This window comes from Marinomonas sp. CT5 (assembly GCF_018336975.1).
GTDB lineage: Bacteria > Pseudomonadota > Gammaproteobacteria > Pseudomonadales > Marinomonadaceae > Marinomonas.
Genome location: NZ_CP025572.1, coordinates 3,899,956 through 3,918,221, shown reverse-complemented (window position 1 = coordinate 3,918,221; position 18,266 = coordinate 3,899,956). Strand labels below are relative to the sequence as shown.

The window sequence follows — 18,266 nt, the reverse complement described above, 5'->3', positions numbered from 1 at the left end:
ATCTTTTTGATATTTTGCGCATAGGTGACTTATGTCTTTAATTTCTGTTATTGAATTATCTTTTCAAGCGGGTAGTAAACATCTGTTTGAGTCTTTATCTTTTTCTATTGAATCTGGTGATCGTATTGGTCTTGTTGGCCATAATGGTTGCGGAAAATCTACTTTATTAAAACTCCTTCTTGGGGAACTCTCTTTTGATAGTGGTCAGTTACATCGGCAACGTGGGCTTAGAATTGGGTTGGTTGAGCAATTTTTAGCTCCTGAGTTAGAAGTAATTTCAGCCCATCAAGCTGTGCTGGATACTATTCCTATAGAGGAACAAGTCATTCGCGGTTATCAAGTGGACACCTTGCTGCAACAGCTTGGTTTTGATGATGTCATTGTGCAACGCCCCTTAAATACCCTTAGCGGTGGCCAGAAAAACCTCGTGTTATTCGCTAGAGCCGTCATACAAGAACCTGAATTATTGTTGCTTGATGAACCGGGCAATCATATGGACGGTAAAGCCATGTATTTCTTAAAACGTTACTTGAGCTTACCGGATGTGCCGTCATTTTTGATGATCTCCCATGATCGTGATCTATTGGACTCGGTGACACAACGGACCTTATGGTTACGTGATGAGCGCTGTTATGCCTTTCACCTTCCTTACTCACAAGCGAAAGATGCATTGGCTGATCAGGATGAAGCGGCCCGAAAAACACGGGAAGCGGAAGAAAAGGAGATCGATAAATTAAAGAGCAGTGCCAAGCGACTAGCCACTTGGGGCCAAGTCTATGATAACGAAGATTTAGCACGCAAAGCCAAATCGATGGAAAAGCGTATCGATAAACTGGAAATCAATAAAACCTTCGTGAGCCGAGGCTCAGGCTTGTCGTTGAAGGTTGACAGTGAGTTTTTAAAAACCAAGCAAGTCTTTGTTTTTGAAAATGAAACGATTGCCAGCCCTGATGGACGCCCACTATTTCGCATTGCCGATTTGAACTTTCGTCCTGGTGATCGTGTTGCTTTGTTGGGGACGAATGGCAGTGGTAAATCCAGCTGTATTGAGCACTTGATGGCCGTGTATCAACGAGGTGTTAGTGAGCAGAGTGCAACTCGATTTAACCCCAATGTGCGTATTGGCTATTTCGACCAAGAACTAGAGCAGTTCAATGTTGAACTAGGCATAGCCGATTGGATTCGGCAAAACTGCAGTGCCAGCCAAGAAGAAATTCGCCGAGTCTTGATCCAGTGGGGCTTTCCCTATCTTGATCATGGCCGACGTGTCAATGTGCTCAGTGGTGGCGAAAGGGCGCGTATTTTGTTGCTAACGTTTCTGCTAGATCAACCGAACTTGCTGATCATGGATGAGCCGACCAACCACATTGATTTACAAGGTAAGGAAGAGTTGGAGTCCGATCTAACGCAAGAGGGTGTGTCCTTGTTGTTTACCTCTCATGACCAACGCTTTATTCAAAATATAGCGACGCGTTTTTGGTGGATTCGCGATGGCCAGCTGGTTGAACTGCACGATAGTGATGTCTATTTCGCCTCTCAGGGTGGTGAACTGAGCTGTGCATCCAGAGACAAACAGCAAGAAACCATTCAATCTAATGTATTCCAAGGTGAGTCGATAAAGATAGAAACCATGGCGGATGAGGAACAAATATTGGAACGTATATGTGAGCTGGAAAAATTGTTGGCAGAGGATCTCGCTCGTAAAGCTAAGCGTCAAAAGCCTGCTAAGCAAAAGCAATGGCGGGATGAGCTAAATCAATTGAGTCTGCAGTTTGAAAGGATACTTAATCGTTAGTGAATATAAAGTGTGCATAATCTGCTGATAAAGCATTTTGTAGTTTGATGTAAGAAGAGGCGCCGTAGCGCCTCTTCTCTTTTTTTTACAGCGTGTGGAAAGCTTGATTTACTTCCAACCACCTTGGTCCATTAATTTAACCGCTTGGCGGTTGTTTTCACCTAATACGCTCAAAGACACTTTATCGGCTTTGAACTCACCAAATGTCGCTAAGCTTTTTGGTGGCGCCACACCGTCGATCACAGGGTATTCGTTGTTTACTTTTGCGTACCATTCTTGGCTTTGCTGACTGGTTAAAAAGTCGATCAGTTGTTTGGCATTGTCTTTGTTGTTGGCCGATGCAGTTATGCCAATACCACTGACATTGACGTGAGCGCCACGCTCATTGTCTGCTTGGTTCGGCCAGAACATTTTTAGCTTGTCAAAAACCGCACGGTCACTTGCTTTGTTACTTAAACCTAAACGACCAAAATAATAGGTGTTTGCCACCGCAATATCACAAACTCCTGCTGCGGCGGCTTTTATCTGATCGGTATCCCCGCCAGCTGGTGGACGTGCAAAGTTGGCAACTAAGCCTTTGATCCATTCTAGCGTTTGTTTTTCGCCATCGGCCTCTATCATGGAAGCAACCAAAGATTGGTTATAAATGTTGCTAGATGAACGGATGCAAATTTTACCTTTCCATTTAGGATCGGCTAAGTCTTCGTAAGTTGATAAATCAGACGCGGATACCGTTTCTGGATTATATAGAATCACACGTGCGCGCTGAGAAAGGCCGTACCAGTATCCATCGCGATCTTTTAAATGCTCAGGAATCACCTTGTTTAGATGTTTTGTTTCAAAGGGTTGCAGAACGCCAGCCTCTTTGGCTCGATACAAACGCCCAGCATCCACTGTGATAAATACATCGGCCGGACTTGCGTCACCTTCTGATTTCAGACGGTTTAATAGCGCATCGGCTTTACCTGTAATGAGGTTAACTTTGACATTGTTTTCTTTGGCATAGATGTCTAGCAAAGGTTTAATGAGGGCTTCGCTGCGAGCGGAATAGACGTTAATTTCTCCACTGGCATGCACAGATGCGCTGCCGAAGGTCATTAAAGCCGCTGTACTTGTTAGGGTGAAGAGTGAGGTTTTTATTGTTTGACGCTTCATTACTGCTTCCTATTTATAGTTGAAAATTGGCATTACAAAATTTTATATCAGCTATAGACAGACGGTAATGGAAATTGTTCCTTTTTGAGAATGACTTTTAATAATTTTTTTTAAGATAGTTTTTTGTTATTGATAGACAGGGCAGACACAGTTTCGTCCATCTGATTTGGCTTCATATAAGGCTTTATCTACCATATCTAGGGCGGTTTCTAAATCTGTTGAGGGTGAAAGTTCAATAACGCCTGCGGATAATGTGATGTGAACGGATTGTTGGTTGATTAAAAAGGTATGAGTTGCCATGCCTTTACAGAGGCGTTCTGCTATTTTAAAAGCATTTTCTATGTCGATATCTCGCATTAAAATATAGAATTCTTCGCCTCCAACACGAAATAAAGTGTCTGTTGATCTCAGCTTCTTTTGTAACCACTCTGCAATAAGTTGAAGCGCTTGATCGCCGCCGCTATGACCAAATTTATCGTTAATTTTTTTGAAGAAGTCGATATCAAGAGTCATTAAGCAAAGTCTTTTTTCAAACTGCTTTTGCTGGTTTAGTTCATCATGGATGATAAGGTTGAATTCTCTAAGGTTTGATATTCCTGTAAGAGGGTCGGTTCGAGAGGTTTTATCTAACTTACGCATCAATTGATTGCGCTCTGTTATATCCAGCATGACACCCACTAACCCCAATGCTTCGCCGTTTGATTTTTTAAAGACGGCTTTATTGAACTCTATTTCATGGATAGAACCATCTGAAAATTGCACATCCGCTTCATAACGTTGCGCTCCGCCTTGATTGAGTAGTTGGGTATCCGCTTTGTAGTAAGTGTCTGCGAGGTGTTTTGGTGCAACATCATAGACAGAATAACCAATGACTTTTTCACGAGGAACACCAAGCGATTGGCAAAAAGCCGTATTACAGCCTTGATAAATATGCAGTTTGTCTTTGAAAAAGATCGGTGCAGGTATCGCATCTATGATGACTTGTAAAATATCATCTTCTGCCTTTGGTGCTCTGTGTATTGAAAATTGCGAAAGCTCTGATACTAGCCAAGCAGCCAGACGCTCATCATCACGTGCAAAACAGTTTGCCGCCCCACGCTTAATCCATTGGACGCTGCTTTTTAAACTCCATGAGTCGACAATAACGATGGTTTTTCTTGAGGGTAAAAATGGCCAGTCTTGTTCGCTGATGCCGTTTTCTTCAAGTAGAACAATAGACAAAGCAGGTGATTGGTTGATGTTTTGTACTGCTTGCCATTCAATTGATTGCCCATAAGCAGATAAAAGAGTGTCTAATTGTACTCTCCATGATGCTTGTTGAGATGAAAAATATAAAATAGCAGGTGTCATTGATACTCTGTAGGCGTTTATTTATTAGCCAATATCATCTCATAGGCGAGTTGAGGATTCTGTAAAAAAGTGTAGGTTTCTTAATGAGGTATGTCGTTTTTTATGATGCTACTTACAATAGAAAAGTATAAGTCTGATGTCTTTTGACACCCTAACCGCTTCATAGCGGCTAGGTGTTTTTAAAAACTTCTGGTGTGTTTTAAAGTTTAAAAAAGCTTAATTGTTGCTGCACATCTACGCTACTTTGCGCCATGTTTAAGCCCGAGCGTTTGGCCATTTCGGCACTCTCTTTTGTTAAGCTTTGCACCATGTGCATTTTCTTAGTGATGTCTTCTGATACTTCCGTTTGTTCTTCTATAGATTGAGCGACGTGCTGTGCTTGTTCCGACACGCGTTCAATGCCAGAGAGAATATTGCCGGTGAGCTCATTGGTTTTTTCGACCTGCTCTCTAGACGAGTCCACCAGTTTTAAGCTGACTTCCATGCGATTAACAGCTTGTCCGCTGGCGGAGCTAAGTTGTGCCAATAATGTTTCGATTTCATTCACACTGTCTTGTGAACGTTGCGCTAGTGTTCGTACTTCATCAGCCACAACCGCAAAACCTCGACCTTGCTCGCCTGCTCGAGCAGCTTCAATAGCCGCGTTTAGGGCAAGAAGGTTGGTCTGTTCAGCAATAGCACGGATGACATCTAGGATCGTCTCTATATTACTTGTTTCTTGACGGAGCTGGGTGACCACATCGCCGGTTTCTTTTAAGGAGGAAACCAGCTGATTAATCGCGTCTAAGGTGCTATTGGCGGTGGTTAAACTACTTTGTGCTACCGTGCGAATGTCGTTAGCGGCCTCCGCGGACTGTTGGGTGTTATCGGCAATGGTACGGTTATTAGCGGACATTTGATCCAGCGCGACGACGACTTGACTGGTGTTGTCCATAATATTCAACGAGAACTCACCGACTTCTTGGTTTACTTTTAGGACTTCTTGACTGTTTTCATTGACCTTATCTACTGAGCTCAACACGTTAGCGATGACATTACGCAAGTTTGTGGTTGATGTGTTAATCGCGTTACCAAGCTCGGCAATTTCGTCGCTGCCAGAAACCTGAACTGGTTTGTTTAGGTAACCTTGTGCCATATTCTGTGCAGCATTACGAACACCTAAAATACCACGCACAATATTATTTGAGATGAAATAGCTTAAGCCGATAGAAATAATCATCGCAATGAAAATAGAGCCCCAAAAACTAAGATCGATGTCTTTAATGAGATCTTCGGTTTCTTGTTTAGCGCTGATGACTTCGGTGTTTGTTCTTTCTGTTAGTGTTGCAAAATAGGCCATTAAGTCATTGTAGGAACCGATGAAAGCTGAAAAGACTGGGAATGGTGCTTTGTTGTCTTCGGCGTTTTCCATAGCGCTAACAAAGGCTTTGGTCTTGTTTTGGAAGTCTTTAACAAGAGCCTGTAATTTTTTGGATTCGTCAGATTTATTGGGAAGACCTTTGTTCAGTTCAGAGATCAGATCGGGTGTTTTGTTATAACTTTTCGAAATTGTGTCTAGATAACCTGGAATTTGCTTATCGAGAGAGAGCAAATACGCGATCTGCAAACCACGCACATTCAACACAATGTCGACTTGCGCTTCTTTAACACGTTCTAAGTTAAGAGAAACATTGTGATTCTCTTCATAAAATCGATTAAATCGATCGGCCAGCTCCGTACTTTTGGTTTTGATCAAGCTCAGTGCCACCAAAAAGACGATGATGATAGATAAAATAAGAAAGATGAACTTTGCTTTGACGGAGAGATTTTGCATGTCGATTCCTTTCAGTGAGCTTGGCGGTGGTGCAAAAAATCAAGCTTGCACATTTTTTTCTTAATAATGAAATGTTTTAGGGCATTTTTAGCGAAAAATCAAAGAAATTTTCAGATTAAAAAAACGTTTAAAAGCCTATTTATTTATCCAGTAGATTTAGCTTAGTTGGTTTTTGTTCAGGCACCTTATTTAGATGTAATAAAACTATCAATAAACATTCATATTTCACTATTCCGTTATGCTTTAAAAAGTGGAAAATGGTCGGCTTTCTTGTTGCTCACATTCCTGCAGGTTTCCATGATATCAACCCCTTCTACTGAGGATACGGCTTCTCGTCGTGTTCAATATTTGCGTGTTTTTGTACTGGGTTTCAGTGCCTTTATTTTTAACACCACAGAATTTGTTCCCGTCGGGCTGTTATCGGATATTGCACAAAGTTTTTTGATCTCACCAGCACAGGTTGGATGGATGCTGACCATTTATGCATGGATTGTCGCGCTGATGTCTCTGCCAATGATGCTTATGACACGTAAGTTAGAGCGCAAATCGTTATTACTCGGTTTGTTTGCTTTATTTATCGTTAGTCATATTTTGTCTGTAGTGGCATGGAACTTCACAACGTTATTGATCAGTCGCATTGGGATTGCTTTTGCTCATGCGGTGTTTTGGTCCATTACCGCATCGATTGCGATCCGTGTGGCGCCGCAAGGCAAACATACGTTTGCATTAAGTGTATTGGCGACAGGAACCGGTTTGGCGATGGTGCTTGGCGTCCCTGCGGGTCGTATCATTGGCCAAATGCTGGGGTGGCGAACGACGTTTGCGGTTATTGCGGTCATTGCTGTGATCATCATGCTGGCTATGTATCGCTTATTACCTCAATTACCCAGCCTGTTTTCTGGGTCACTGAGCAAAGTCCCTGAAGTTCTGCGTAATAAAGTGTTACTAGGCATGTATCTGTTTATTTTCGTGATTTTCTCTGCTCATTACTCGGCGTACAGTTATATTGAACCTTTTTTACAAGAAATCGGGTCCGTAAGCCCACAATTTACTACTTTAACTTTATTGCTATTTGGCATGGCTGGGATTGTTGGAAGTATTTTGTTTAGCTACTTTGGTGAAAGAGCGAACACTCAGATGTTGGTGTCCAGTGTTGTTGTCGCCTCTTTGTGCATGAGTGCTTTGTATTTTGTTTCACCAAGTGGTTCATTGCTGATTACGTGTGTTCTTCTTTGGGGAGCGTCGCTGATGATCATTGGTTTGAGTATGCAAATTCGAGTGCTCAAAGTGGATGATTCAGCGGCGGACATTATCATGTCTTTGTATTCTGGCATTATCAATTTGGGGATTGGAGCGGGAGCGCTGATTGGTAGTCAGGCAATTCAGTTTGTTGGTTTGGCGAGCGTGGGATTCATTGGGGCCTGTTTAGGTCTTTGTGCTTTGGTGGTCATCTTGATGATACTGAAACGCATCGGGAAAAATGCCGATTAAATATTAATGATGGTTATATGTCGTTGATGTGAGTTGTTCTGTTGCGTCCCAGATGCTTGGAATGGTAGAGCGCGGTGTCTGCTTTTTTCATTAATGTATCGGTATTGGTGACTTCATTTTGGTGTTTTGTCACGGCTCCGATACTGATGGTGATGGTTTGGTATATTTGACTGCCTTTATGTTCTATATCGGCAAGGTTTAAGGCGTTATGCATTTTTTCTGCGACTTGTTTGGCTTTAGCTGCGCTTTTACAAGGCAGAATAACGACGAACTCTTCTCCACCATAACGAGCAATTAAGTCCGTTTCTTTATTTGTCACACTTTTTAAGGCAGTTGCTATTTTTTGCAATGCTTCATCGCCACTAATATGACCATATAAGTCGTTGTATTGCTTGAAGTAGTCCACATCAATGAGCAGGATGGATAAATCATTTTGGTTATTTTTCTGATTAGAAAGTTGTTCTAATAAGTGTTGGTCGAAGGCACGTCTGTTGGCAATGTGGGTTAGGCTATCGGTCAGTGATAGCTTTTCTAAACGACGAGTTTGCATGTCTATTGTTTCTGAAAATTCATCGAATGCTTGAAATAACTCATCAATTTCATCCATATACAAACTTGTGTTACTGGAATCTTTTGTCATGTGGTGGATTTTTTGAGTCAATTTCTTTAATCGTTTGATTGCGTGGGAATAAAAAGCCAGTGTGGCTATAACCATGCTGGCCAATAACATAAAGCCGCTGATAAACCAGATTTTTTGATTTTTCATTCTTTGATCAAGTTCGGCGGCTTTGTTTTGTAGGTTGTTATGCTCATTAAGAGATAGTTGATTGGTAATGTTGCTGTAATCACTGATCATATTGCGAATAAAGTGCTCTCGACCACGGGCTCGCCCCGTTATGCGTAAATAATTTGCCTGTAACTCAGTTAGGTTTTCTGGATCTGAAAGGATGCTTCTTAGGCTCGTGTATATTGGCCGAACTTTTTTCTTCGCTTCTACAGAAAGTTGCTTATCTAAAGAACTTAATGTTTTTAGGTAATGTTCAAGAGTGCGATGAATGTCTTGTAAATCGCTTAATCTTTCTACGGTTTCTATGCGATAAGCGAGTGAGATAACTTCTAAAAAAGCGATTTTCCATTGCGTCAGTTGATCATACTCTTTTTTAAGGTCTTTATTATGTTCAATGTTGATTTGTTCTGTACGTTTTTTTAATCCCCACAAGGTGTCTAAATAGGCATTAATTTGGTAAGCAGAATCAAGTTTTTGATCAATCAGCAGATTAAGATGTTTGGTTTCTTCTTGGATGGCTTTAAGTAGTAATATTTCTGTTTGGTTTGTATTTGCTGTGTTTTCAGTGGATTCATTAAGTTTTTTTTGAACTTCTTGTTCTGCGATTCTTCTTTCGGCTGGCGTCGTTGCAGAGGTGAGTGACTCCAGTGCGGACAATAATTCGCTGGATTTTAACGCGCTACGGGTAGAGCTGTTCATCGCCGGTATAGTGGTTAAGGTTAACTCGTTAAGGATTAACTGAGTTTGCTCCAAACGTGACTGCAAGACGTAGCCAATAGAAACGAAAAGCAGCAGAATGATGATGGTTAATATGCTTAGCTGTTTTCCTAAGCTTACTCGACGAACGCTGTTTGCTTTAGGAATGGAGAAAAATGTTTTTGGATTAGGTTTATTCATCATTCCGTTGACATGTCTTTTAAGCGTCCATCTACTTCAGGATCTATGATTTTTTGTTGTTGAATCTCGACGGTCATTATGTCCGATAGGGTCAAATTTGAGATTTGTGAGTAGGGTAAGATTTTGCTGTTTTTAAACATGTTAAAACCATCGCCACCCTTTAATAAATAATCAAGGGTGGCCACCTTGTAGTTTTTTGAAGGATCAAGAGGTTTACCATCGAGTGTGACGGACAGTAAACGTTTGCCAACCGGAAGTGATGAATCATACTTAACTTTGATGCCTGACACTTGCAAAAACTGTCCACTCTGTTGCTCTAACCTATTCATTCCGTGTTCAAGTGCTTCGGTAATTTGCTGGCCAGTCGCTTCTATTAGTTTAATTGTGTTTCGATAAGGAAGCATTAGACGAATGTCTTTAATCGTTAATTGTGCTCCTTTTTCGATCTGTTTATTACCACGAAATGTTCCGCTATTGATCAAAGTGATTTGCGCACCAGTAAAGTGTTTAAAAGTATCTGCGACATAATTGGCAAAACTATTTTCAGAGGTTCGTAGTGTTTTTCTCTTTAGATTGATTGTTGCTTCGGTTTTGCCGATTACTTCGTTCAACAAGGAGTTAAGTCGACTATCGTACTGTTTTTCTTGTTGTAAAACCTTAGGCTTTGCAGGCAAATCAGTAAGATTTACTAGGGTAGTTTGGCTGGTCAGACTATCACTAGGGCGATCTTCTTGCCATGTGAGCTGAATGACAGCGGCATCGGCTTCGTCTTTTATTAGAATATTGTTTGGGTGTTTAGGATCGCTTGCATAGGTGTTGGATTGAAAGTGCTGATCCTTAAAAAGTGCGAGATCGATCACACCTTCATCTAAAAGTTGATTAATGAGTGGCGTGTAAACGGAATAATGAAAAACGATTAAATCGACATTTTGCTTTCTGAGTGTATTGGCTGTCTTTCTAATAATGTTTTCAGGTTTCGCCACTTCCAGTCTTTTAGTCGGGTATTTTTCTAGAATAATGGGATCTAGGATTGACATAAACCCCAGTTTTACTCGGCCTTGTTGAAGAATGGTGTAGGCCTGAATTCCTTCAGGAGATTGCTCGCTATTAGGTTCAAATAGATTACTTGATACGATAGGGAACGCGGCCTCATAGGTGCGTAAGATGAGCTCATCTTCTTCATAACTCAACTCGCGTTTTGAAATCCCCATTGCGTTTGGTTCTAAACTATTGAGGACATCAATAATGTGCGCCCCTCTATCCATGGAAGATAGCATGCTTGGGCCTAAGCTTTCGCCACCAAAGATAAAAAAGGTACTTGCTGTTTGGGCTCGGTATTGATCAATAAGGCTAGCTAATTGGGCGTAGCTGCCTTTTGAGGGATCGTTTATTTTCGGCATTTCCGCATCATAAATAATGATTGCTTGTTTTTCTGCCATGGCATCAGTAGTAACAAATACACTAAGGACAAAAAATAACGTTACAAATATTCGATAGTGCATTGGGGGTTATCCATTTGAAGCTTGTTTACTTTTTGATTGCCTAATTGCACTCAGTATATTTTGTAAATTGCTCAGTGCTGATGTACCACGGGGTTATTTTTACAGTATCGCATGGTTCTTTTTATAAAGAAGCTAAAGTGCATGTTCTTTGCCGTTAAATGCATCAAAAAATGTAAAAATATGTTAACTTTTGTACTTATGGTTAATTCTTGCTGGTGTGTTGTCTTACCACTGAGCTTTAGCTTGTGTATCGCCTCGCAAATTTTCTAAGACCTTTTTATATGTTTAGTTGGTTAAATTTCTCAATGACGCGAAAAATAACGAGCCTTTCCTTTATTCTTTTGTCGTTTCTTTTTGTAGTCATTCTTTATTCAGCGTACCAAACGCAGAAAATCTACAAGGAAATGCAAGAGGTTGCCGAGATTGATATTCCTCTTTCTCAAGTCATTGCCGATGTCGAAATTTTGCAGCTTAAGCAGCATTTATTAATGGAAACCATACGACAGCAAGGCGAAGACTTTTTTACCAATAAAGCATTACAGGCTAACAGCGTCAGAGGTTTCGATGAATTTAGCCGCCAATTAGCGTTACAACTCGACAAGGCAATGAGCATTCTTCATATGGGAATGAAATTTGGCAGTGTTCGAATTAATGTGGCTGACCATCAATCCTTAATTCAACACATAAAAACCTTACAAGGACACAGAATCCGTGTTGAAAATGCATTTTCGCTATTTTTAAAGCGTGCCAATGAAGGCCTTGGACATCCTTGGGATACATTGGAAAAACAATATTACTTGCTGGACGACGAGACCGATAAACTGCTTGTGAATATTGATCAAATTACCATTAAAGTGGCCGCAACGGTGAGGCAGCACGAACATCATTTTATGATAATAAATGCCATATTAGGTTTCTTGGCTTTTACCATCGGTGGTTATTTGACTCTCTACACTATCTTATCGTTTCGTCGTAAAGTTGGCTCTTTACGAGGTCAAATTGATTCTCTACACCGTTCAATTTCTGCGGAAGAAAATGAGCGAATTGTGCTTAAAAAAGGATCTGATGAACTCGATGAGCTGGAAAAAGACTTAAAAATCTTAATGGAACGCTTGTTTCTGGAAAAAGAAAACCGCGATGAAGTTGAAACACAACTCCTAGAACTGGCTACTCGAGATAAATTAACTGGGGTTTTTAATCGTCATAAATGGGATGAACAAATTAAGGATGAGCTGGCTCTGGCTAATCGGGGACACTATTTTAGTTTGATCATGCTGGATGTGGATAATTTTAAAAAAATTAATGACAGTCATGGCCATGATGTCGGCGATTGTGTTTTAAAATCATTGGTGCATTGTCTGAGAAGACGACTGCGGGCAACGGATGTTTTGTTTAGAGTTGGTGGTGAAGAATTTGCCATTTTGCTAAGAGATACGCATCTTGCTAATGCGAGTAAACTAGCTGAGTTATTGCGTAAAAACGTTGAATCACTAAACGAAGACAAGGTGCCGGCTTTTACTATTAGTTTGGGCGTCACTGAGTATCAAGACTTTGACGATCAAGAGCGCATTGTGAAGCGCGCCGATGTATTACTTTATGAAGCGAAAAGAGCAGGACGAAATCAAGTTCAAACTGGTTAATACTTATCGCCATTTTTGCTTTTATATCCTCACTTTGGACATATTTAATTATGCTAATATGTCTTTTCATCAGGAGTGAGAGTGTGCTCTATACTCCTCTTTTATTTTCTTTTTAGTGCTTACAAGAATCCATTATGTTGAATTGGTTAAATGTCTCTATGACACGAAAAGTTAGTAGCTTGTCGTTTATTCTTTTGTCATTTCTCTTTGTGGTCATTCTTTATTCAGCCTACCAAACGCAGAAAATTTATACTGAAATGCATGAAGTTGCTGAGATCGACGTTCCACTATCTGAACTTATTGCTGATATAGAAATGTTGCAGCTTAAACAGCATATTCTGGTGGAAACAATACGCCAGCAAGGCCAAGCTTTTTTTGATAATGAATCGCTGCGAACAAAAAGTGTGGAAGGCTTTAATAACTTTAGCCAAGAACTTGCTGTTGGGCTTGATAAGGCCATCAGCATACTTCACAACGGTATGCAGTATGGCAGTGTTCGTATAAAACAGAGTGATCATCAGTCATTAATTCAAAAGGTAAATACCCTTCACAGTCACCGTTTGAGTTTTGAAAAATTATTTTCACACCTAATAAAACAAGGGCGTGAAAGCTTTCAAAGCAACTGGGGAGCACTGGAAAAGCAAGACATTCTATTAGACACCCAAACAGATCATTTTCTTGCTGATATCGATCAGTTGACGCAACAAGTCGCTGCGACAGTTGAAAAGCAAGAGCGTAATTTTATGATTATTAACGCTTTATTGGGTGTTTCCGCTTTTGCCATTGGCGGTTATTTAACGCTTTATACGATCTTGACCTTTCGTCGAAAAGTAGGCTCGCTGCGTGGTCAAATAGAAACTCTGCATCGATCGATTTCTCTTGATGGTGGCAAAGTGACAACACGCCATAGAGGGCTGGATGAATTGGACGAGCTTGAAAAAGACTTAAAACTCCTAATGGGGCGATTTTCTATGGAAAGGGAAAACCGTGATGAAGTGGAAACCCAATTAATAGAATTAGCGACGCGGGATAAACTGACAGGAGCTTATAATCGACACAAATGGGATGAACAAATTAAAGATGAACTGGCGCTTGCTAAGCGTGGACATCATTTTAGTTTGATTCTATTGGATGTAGACCACTTTAAAAAGATTAATGACTCTTACGGTCATGATATAGGCGATAATGTACTTAAGTTGTTAGTAAAAATTCTCCGCCAGCGTCTGCGTGAGACAGATGTCTTATTCCGCATCGGAGGTGAAGAATTTGCTGTCCTGCTTAGAAATACCCATCTTGCTGATGCAACGGTTCTCGCCGAAGAACTGCGAGCAAAAATTGACTCTTTTTACAAAGATAATGTGCCGCATTTTACCATCAGCTTAGGAGTGACAGAGTATCGAGATGCAGATGATCAAAAGCTTATAGTCAAACGCGCCGATGTACTCTTGTACAAAGCCAAAGGCACAGGTAGAAACACCGTCGTTTCGGGATAAAAATTGCTAAATGGATCTATTTTTCTGAAGAAAGTGTGGATAAACAGAAGCTGTCTTTGGCAATGAACTGACCATTGATGAGAATCTCCACTTCATGTAGACCATCGTAATACACTCTAGTGGTGACGGGCTTAAAGAGGTGTTGTTTACTCATTGAGAGGTTCTTTCCTGCTGGTAAAACGACTTTTTTCCACTTAAATACCTTGGGGGCTGTTTTGCCATTTTTCTTTTGGTGATGGATAACATAATCAATCATTAATGATTGATTATGTTTGCTGGTGGATTCAATCAGCAAGGAGAATTCAAGGTGGCTATTTAGCCTTACCTGCTTGTCTTGTATCTCCAGTTTAATATTGCTCAGCTGCGGTGGGGCATAACCAAATACTTCAAGCACCTTACGGTTGCCTTGTTTTAACAAGGTTCGGCAAGCATGGCGAATGAGTTTTTGACGGTTTGCGTCGGCATCTTGCATCCAGGTTTTTGCGATATCGGCCACAAGCTCTGGATGATCTTTAGCAATGTCATTGAGATTGTTCGCCACAGAACGACGTACATATTCTTCTGGGTCGTCTTTTAGGTCTTCAAGCAATTCAATCACGGGTGCTGGGTTCTGGATGAAACTTGGTAACTGCATAGCCCAGGGCAATCTAGGTCGAGTCCCTTCGGAGATTAAACGTCGAACATGTTTATTGTCGTCCTTGAGCCAGCTCTTAAGTATCTTCAAGGTTTCATCAGGGGAATCCAATAAGAAAAAACGGATGCTAAATTCAGCGGTAAATCGTCGCGTCATGGCGTTTAATAACGTCATAGAAAAGTCATGGTGAGCAAGACCTCGAATGGCCACATAGTCTGTCATGGGCATGATCGCCCAACCAGCTATACCATCATCGAGCGTTTGCTCTTCGTCGGATTCAGGGGCTAACGAGTTGAGGAGAATGTGCCCCGCCTGTTCGAAATCCCTTGGTAAATATTGGCTCATCGCAGCGGTGATTTGTTGAGAGCGTGCTTTCAATTCTAATGTATCAAGCTGGTGGCTTGCCGTATCAATAAAACTCTGCATATTAAATTCTTGCCAATGACGCTTAAAATGTTCTGCCATTGAGGTAATCACATTGACGTTAAATAGGTTTTTAAAGGGCTCTGCCATGGTTACGTTTCCTAAATAATAAGTGACCACTTAATCTTATATGCCATTAATGTCAGTTCTTGTCAGCAGGAGCAGGAGCAGGAGCAGGAGTATAGGGAATCATCAATATACCTTTGTTTGCTGCCTAAGACGCAACAAGGTGGCACCTTTATTATTGCTAATATTAGGATTAACCACTAATTGACTGGCTTTGGTGTTACCATGGTTTGTCTCCGCATTGATCCATACCCGTCATGATCGACTAGCGTTTACCACTAAGAATGTATTTCAGATCACTTCATATCTTTTATCCATCAATAGATGACATAACCATTTCATTCTAAGCATTAACATCAGTTTGTCAGCGTTTTGATCACGCGTTTATGAACTCAAACACGTTTTATTTTTTTAAAGGAAACAGTATGAGTCAATTAACTTTTGGCGTAATCGGTACGTCTAGAAAAACAGATGAGCGTCGTTATCCCATTCATCCAGAGCATTTAGGGCGTATTCCTGAGTATCTTCGTCATTGTTTAATCTTTGAAGAAGGCTACGGTACCGCGTTTAATATTTCAGATGACGAGATCGCGGCACAAACAGGCGGTATTGCTACACGACATGAAATTCTTGCTGACATTGGCGCAGTGATTATTGCGAAACCAGTATTGGCCGATTTAGAAGAATTGCGCGAAGGTGGCATTTTGTGGGGCTACGTTCATTGTGTTCAGCAGCGTGAGATTACCCAAGCCGCGTTGGATCGAAAACTTACCTTGATTGCTTTTGAAGACATGTTTGTTTGGTCGCCAACGGGACAAGTTGGCCGCCATACATTTTATAAAAATAACGAGATGGCTGGCTACTGCGCGGTGATTCATGCTTTGCAGCTAAAAGGCATTGATGGGCATTATGGCAACCAACGTAAGGTCATCATTTTTAGCTTTGGTGCTGTGAGTCGCGGTGCGATATACGCACTTAAAGCCCACGGGTTTCGTGATATTACCATTTGTATTCAGCGACCAGATCATGAAGTCCGTGAAGAAGTTCTCGATTGCCATTACGTGAAAATTCGCGAAGGTCAAAAGGGCGAAGCGCGTATGGTAGTGGTTGAGCACGACGGAACGACTCGTCCTTTGACGGAATTGATCGGAGAAACGGATATCATAGTAAACGGGACTTTCCAAGAAACAGACCATCCGACTAACTTTATTATCGAATCCGAAGCCGAGTCGTTGAAGCCAAATTGTTTGATTATCGATGTGAGCTGTGACGAAGGTATGGGTTTTTTCTTTGCCAAACCGACCAGCTTCCAAGAGCCAATGTTTCAGTACAACACTATCGACTATTACGCGGTCGATCATACACCAAGCTATTTGTGGGAAAGCGCCACACGCTCGATTTCTGCCGCCTTGATTGTCTACTTAGAAAACGTCTTAGAAGGTCGAGAGCATTGGCAGCAAAACGAAACCATCCGCCGTGCAATAAACATCGATGAAGGTGTGATCAAAAACCCACTGATCTTATCCTTTCAACATCGGGAAATGACATCGCCTTATGCCACGCTAAAAACTTAAGCTTGAAGTCGACAAGTTGGTATTAGTGTAAGTTTTTAATGCCTTGCCTAAAAAGCATGGGTTCTTTCGAATTATGTCGCTTTTTAGATGCTTTATAGCCGCTTAACATCTTTCCTTATGGGTAACACTTTAAACCGTTTACGAGGAAGGTAGGGATGGAAGCGTGTGATTTAAATGCAGCAGAAGCGCGTCGCTTGATGGGCACAAAGTCATTATCTGTTATGGAGTTAACGCAGAGCTGCATTTCCCGCATGCAGGCTGTGAATCATGCGGTTAATGCCATTGTTGCATGCGACCCTGATAGTTTAATGGCGCAAGCCAAACTGGCTCAGAGAGTCATTGATAAAGGTGAGCCTTTGGGGGTTCTGCATGGACTGCCGTTGAGCGTAAAAGACATGGTCGATCTAAAAGGGTTTCCGACCACCTTTGGCAGTACCATTTACAAAGACAATATGGCCACATCAGATGACCCAATGGTGGCTCAATTGCGCCTAGCCGGTGCTTTACCCTTGGGCAAAGCCAATAACCCTGAATGGAGTGCGGGTGGTAATACACGTAATGCCGTGTATGGTGCCACCGTCAATCCTTTTGATGTGACCCGCTCAGCCGCAGGCTCGTCAGGTGGTTCGGCTGTGGCGTTAGCTTGTGGGATGACGCCTCTCGCAACTGGGTCTGATACGGGAGGCAGTTTGCGTAATCCTGCGGCTTTTTGTGGCGTGGTGGGCTTTCGTCCGTCACCGGGTGTTGTGCCTGGTCATAGCCGTCCAATTGGCTTAATTCCTCTGCCAACCAATGGACCAATGGCACGCAGTGTGGAGGACATTGGCTTGATGTTGTCACAAATGATTCGTCCTGATCGTCGTGATCCTTGGGTGTCGGTGGTGGAAGGTTGTGGACAACACAATGCCGATGCGTATCGTCACCTACCGGACTTCGACCTGAGTAGCGCGAAAGTGGCCGTGACCCATGACTTTGGCTTTGCTATGACGGAAAAGCTCATTAAAGAATCCTTCCAAGAAAAAATCGATAAGTTTGCTTCTGTATTCGCTCAATGCGATAAAGCTCACCCAAACTGTGATCATGCTGATCATATTTTCGCTGTGCTACGAGCGCTGAATTTCTCCGGACATCATCGTGATTTGTCTCATCAATACCCTGATCAAATGGGCCCCAATATTTTAATGAATATTGAAGAAGGCGAGTCATACAGTGCATTGGATGTGGTGAGTGCGCTGAACAAACAAACCGTTATGTATCGTGCATGGCAGGTGTTTTTTGAGGAGTACGATTTTATTCTGGCCCCAACCACCACCATTAGTCCGCGAGATTGGCATGAGCTTTATCCCGAGCAGATTGATGGCCAGCCCACGCAAAGTTACTATCACTGGCTTTCTATGGCTTATGCTTCGACCTTAACGGGACATCCGTCTGTTACTCTGCCGGTAGGGCGAGATAAAAATAACATGCCGTTTGGTTTGCAGATTATTGGCCGACGAGGGGATGATTTATCCACCTTGGCGTTTGCTAAGTCCTTAGAGACCTTGTTAGAGAAAACACCAGATTTAGCAAGACCAAGAGTTGATATTGCTATGTTGTCTGGTTTGCCTGCATTGAAGAATGCGGATGGTTTTATGGGCTTCTAATGT

The 18,266-nt window shown here is 41.7% G+C and carries 12 protein-coding genes; 6 read left to right on the top strand and 6 right to left on the bottom strand.

Translation table 11 applies throughout. The features are described from left to right. Positions 1–31: 31 nt before the first annotated feature. The gene (locus C0J08_RS18725; protein ID WP_212653411.1) at positions 32–1,795 is read left to right on the top strand and encodes an ABC-F family ATP-binding cassette domain-containing protein; all 1,764 of its coding nucleotides are present in this window, start codon (positions 32–34) and stop codon (positions 1,793–1,795) included. Between the two features lie 108 nt (positions 1,796–1,903). On the opposite strand, the gene C0J08_RS18720 is transcribed toward C0J08_RS18725, so the two are convergent. The 3 genes from C0J08_RS18720 to C0J08_RS18710 all read right to left on the bottom strand — a co-directional run bounded on the left by C0J08_RS18720 (position 1,904) and on the right by C0J08_RS18710 (position 6,113). Next, positions 1,904–2,950 (bottom strand): Fe(3+) ABC transporter substrate-binding protein, encoded by a 1,047-nt coding sequence (locus tag C0J08_RS18720; RefSeq protein WP_212653410.1) that lies wholly within the window; start codon positions 2,948–2,950, stop codon positions 1,904–1,906. 126 nt (positions 2,951–3,076) lie between these two features. After that, positions 3,077–4,300 (bottom strand): GGDEF domain-containing protein, encoded by a 1,224-nt coding sequence (locus C0J08_RS18715; protein ID WP_212653409.1) that lies wholly within the window; start codon positions 4,298–4,300, stop codon positions 3,077–3,079. Positions 4,301–4,499: 199 nt separating this feature from the next. Beyond that, the gene (locus tag C0J08_RS18710; RefSeq protein WP_212653408.1) at positions 4,500–6,113 is read right to left on the bottom strand and encodes a methyl-accepting chemotaxis protein; all 1,614 of its coding nucleotides are present in this window, start codon (positions 6,111–6,113) and stop codon (positions 4,500–4,502) included. A 297-nt stretch (positions 6,114–6,410) separates the two neighbouring features. Between C0J08_RS18710 and C0J08_RS18705 the strand changes: the two genes are divergently transcribed. Further along, entirely contained in the window at positions 6,411–7,604 is a 1,194-nt protein-coding gene (locus tag C0J08_RS18705) for a sugar transporter (protein WP_212653407.1), read from the top strand. A gap of 13 nt (positions 7,605–7,617) precedes the next feature. On the opposite strand, the gene C0J08_RS18700 is transcribed toward C0J08_RS18705, so the two are convergent. Then, complete coding sequence (locus C0J08_RS18700; RefSeq protein WP_212653406.1) at positions 7,618–9,291, bottom strand: GGDEF domain-containing protein; 1,674 nt, start codon at positions 9,289–9,291, stop codon at positions 7,618–7,620. Continuing rightward, on the bottom strand, positions 9,288–10,790 hold the full coding sequence (locus C0J08_RS18695; protein ID WP_212653405.1) for a bifunctional metallophosphatase/5'-nucleotidase: 1,503 nt from the start codon (positions 10,788–10,790) through the stop codon (positions 9,288–9,290). Before C0J08_RS18695 ends, C0J08_RS18700 begins: the two co-directional genes overlap by 4 nt. A 305-nt stretch (positions 10,791–11,095) precedes the next feature. Here C0J08_RS18695 and C0J08_RS18690 point away from each other — a divergent pair, with 305 nt between their 5' ends. Continuing rightward, entirely contained in the window at positions 11,096–12,430 is a 1,335-nt protein-coding gene (locus tag C0J08_RS18690) for a GGDEF domain-containing protein (protein WP_249344375.1), read from the top strand. 134 nt (positions 12,431–12,564) lie between these two features. Next, a complete protein-coding gene (locus tag C0J08_RS18685) occupies positions 12,565–13,923 on the top strand; it encodes a GGDEF domain-containing protein (protein WP_212653403.1) in 1,359 nt (452 codons plus the stop codon). 16 nt (positions 13,924–13,939) lie between these two features. Here the strand turns inward: C0J08_RS18685 and C0J08_RS18680 are convergent, their stop codons facing one another. Next, positions 13,940–15,070, bottom strand: a complete 1,131-nt coding sequence (locus tag C0J08_RS18680; RefSeq protein ID WP_212653402.1) for a DNA alkylation repair protein — start codon at positions 15,068–15,070, stop codon at positions 13,940–13,942. A 401-nt stretch (positions 15,071–15,471) separates the two neighbouring features. Between C0J08_RS18680 and C0J08_RS18675 the strand changes: the two genes are divergently transcribed. Next, positions 15,472–16,620 (top strand): N(5)-(carboxyethyl)ornithine synthase, encoded by a 1,149-nt coding sequence (locus C0J08_RS18675; RefSeq protein WP_212653401.1) that lies wholly within the window; start codon positions 15,472–15,474, stop codon positions 16,618–16,620. A gap of 155 nt (positions 16,621–16,775) precedes the next feature. Then, positions 16,776–18,263: an amidase gene (locus C0J08_RS18670; protein WP_212653400.1), complete on the top strand. Its 1,488-nt coding sequence runs from the start codon at positions 16,776–16,778 to the stop codon at positions 18,261–18,263. Positions 18,264–18,266: the final 3 nt, after the last annotated feature.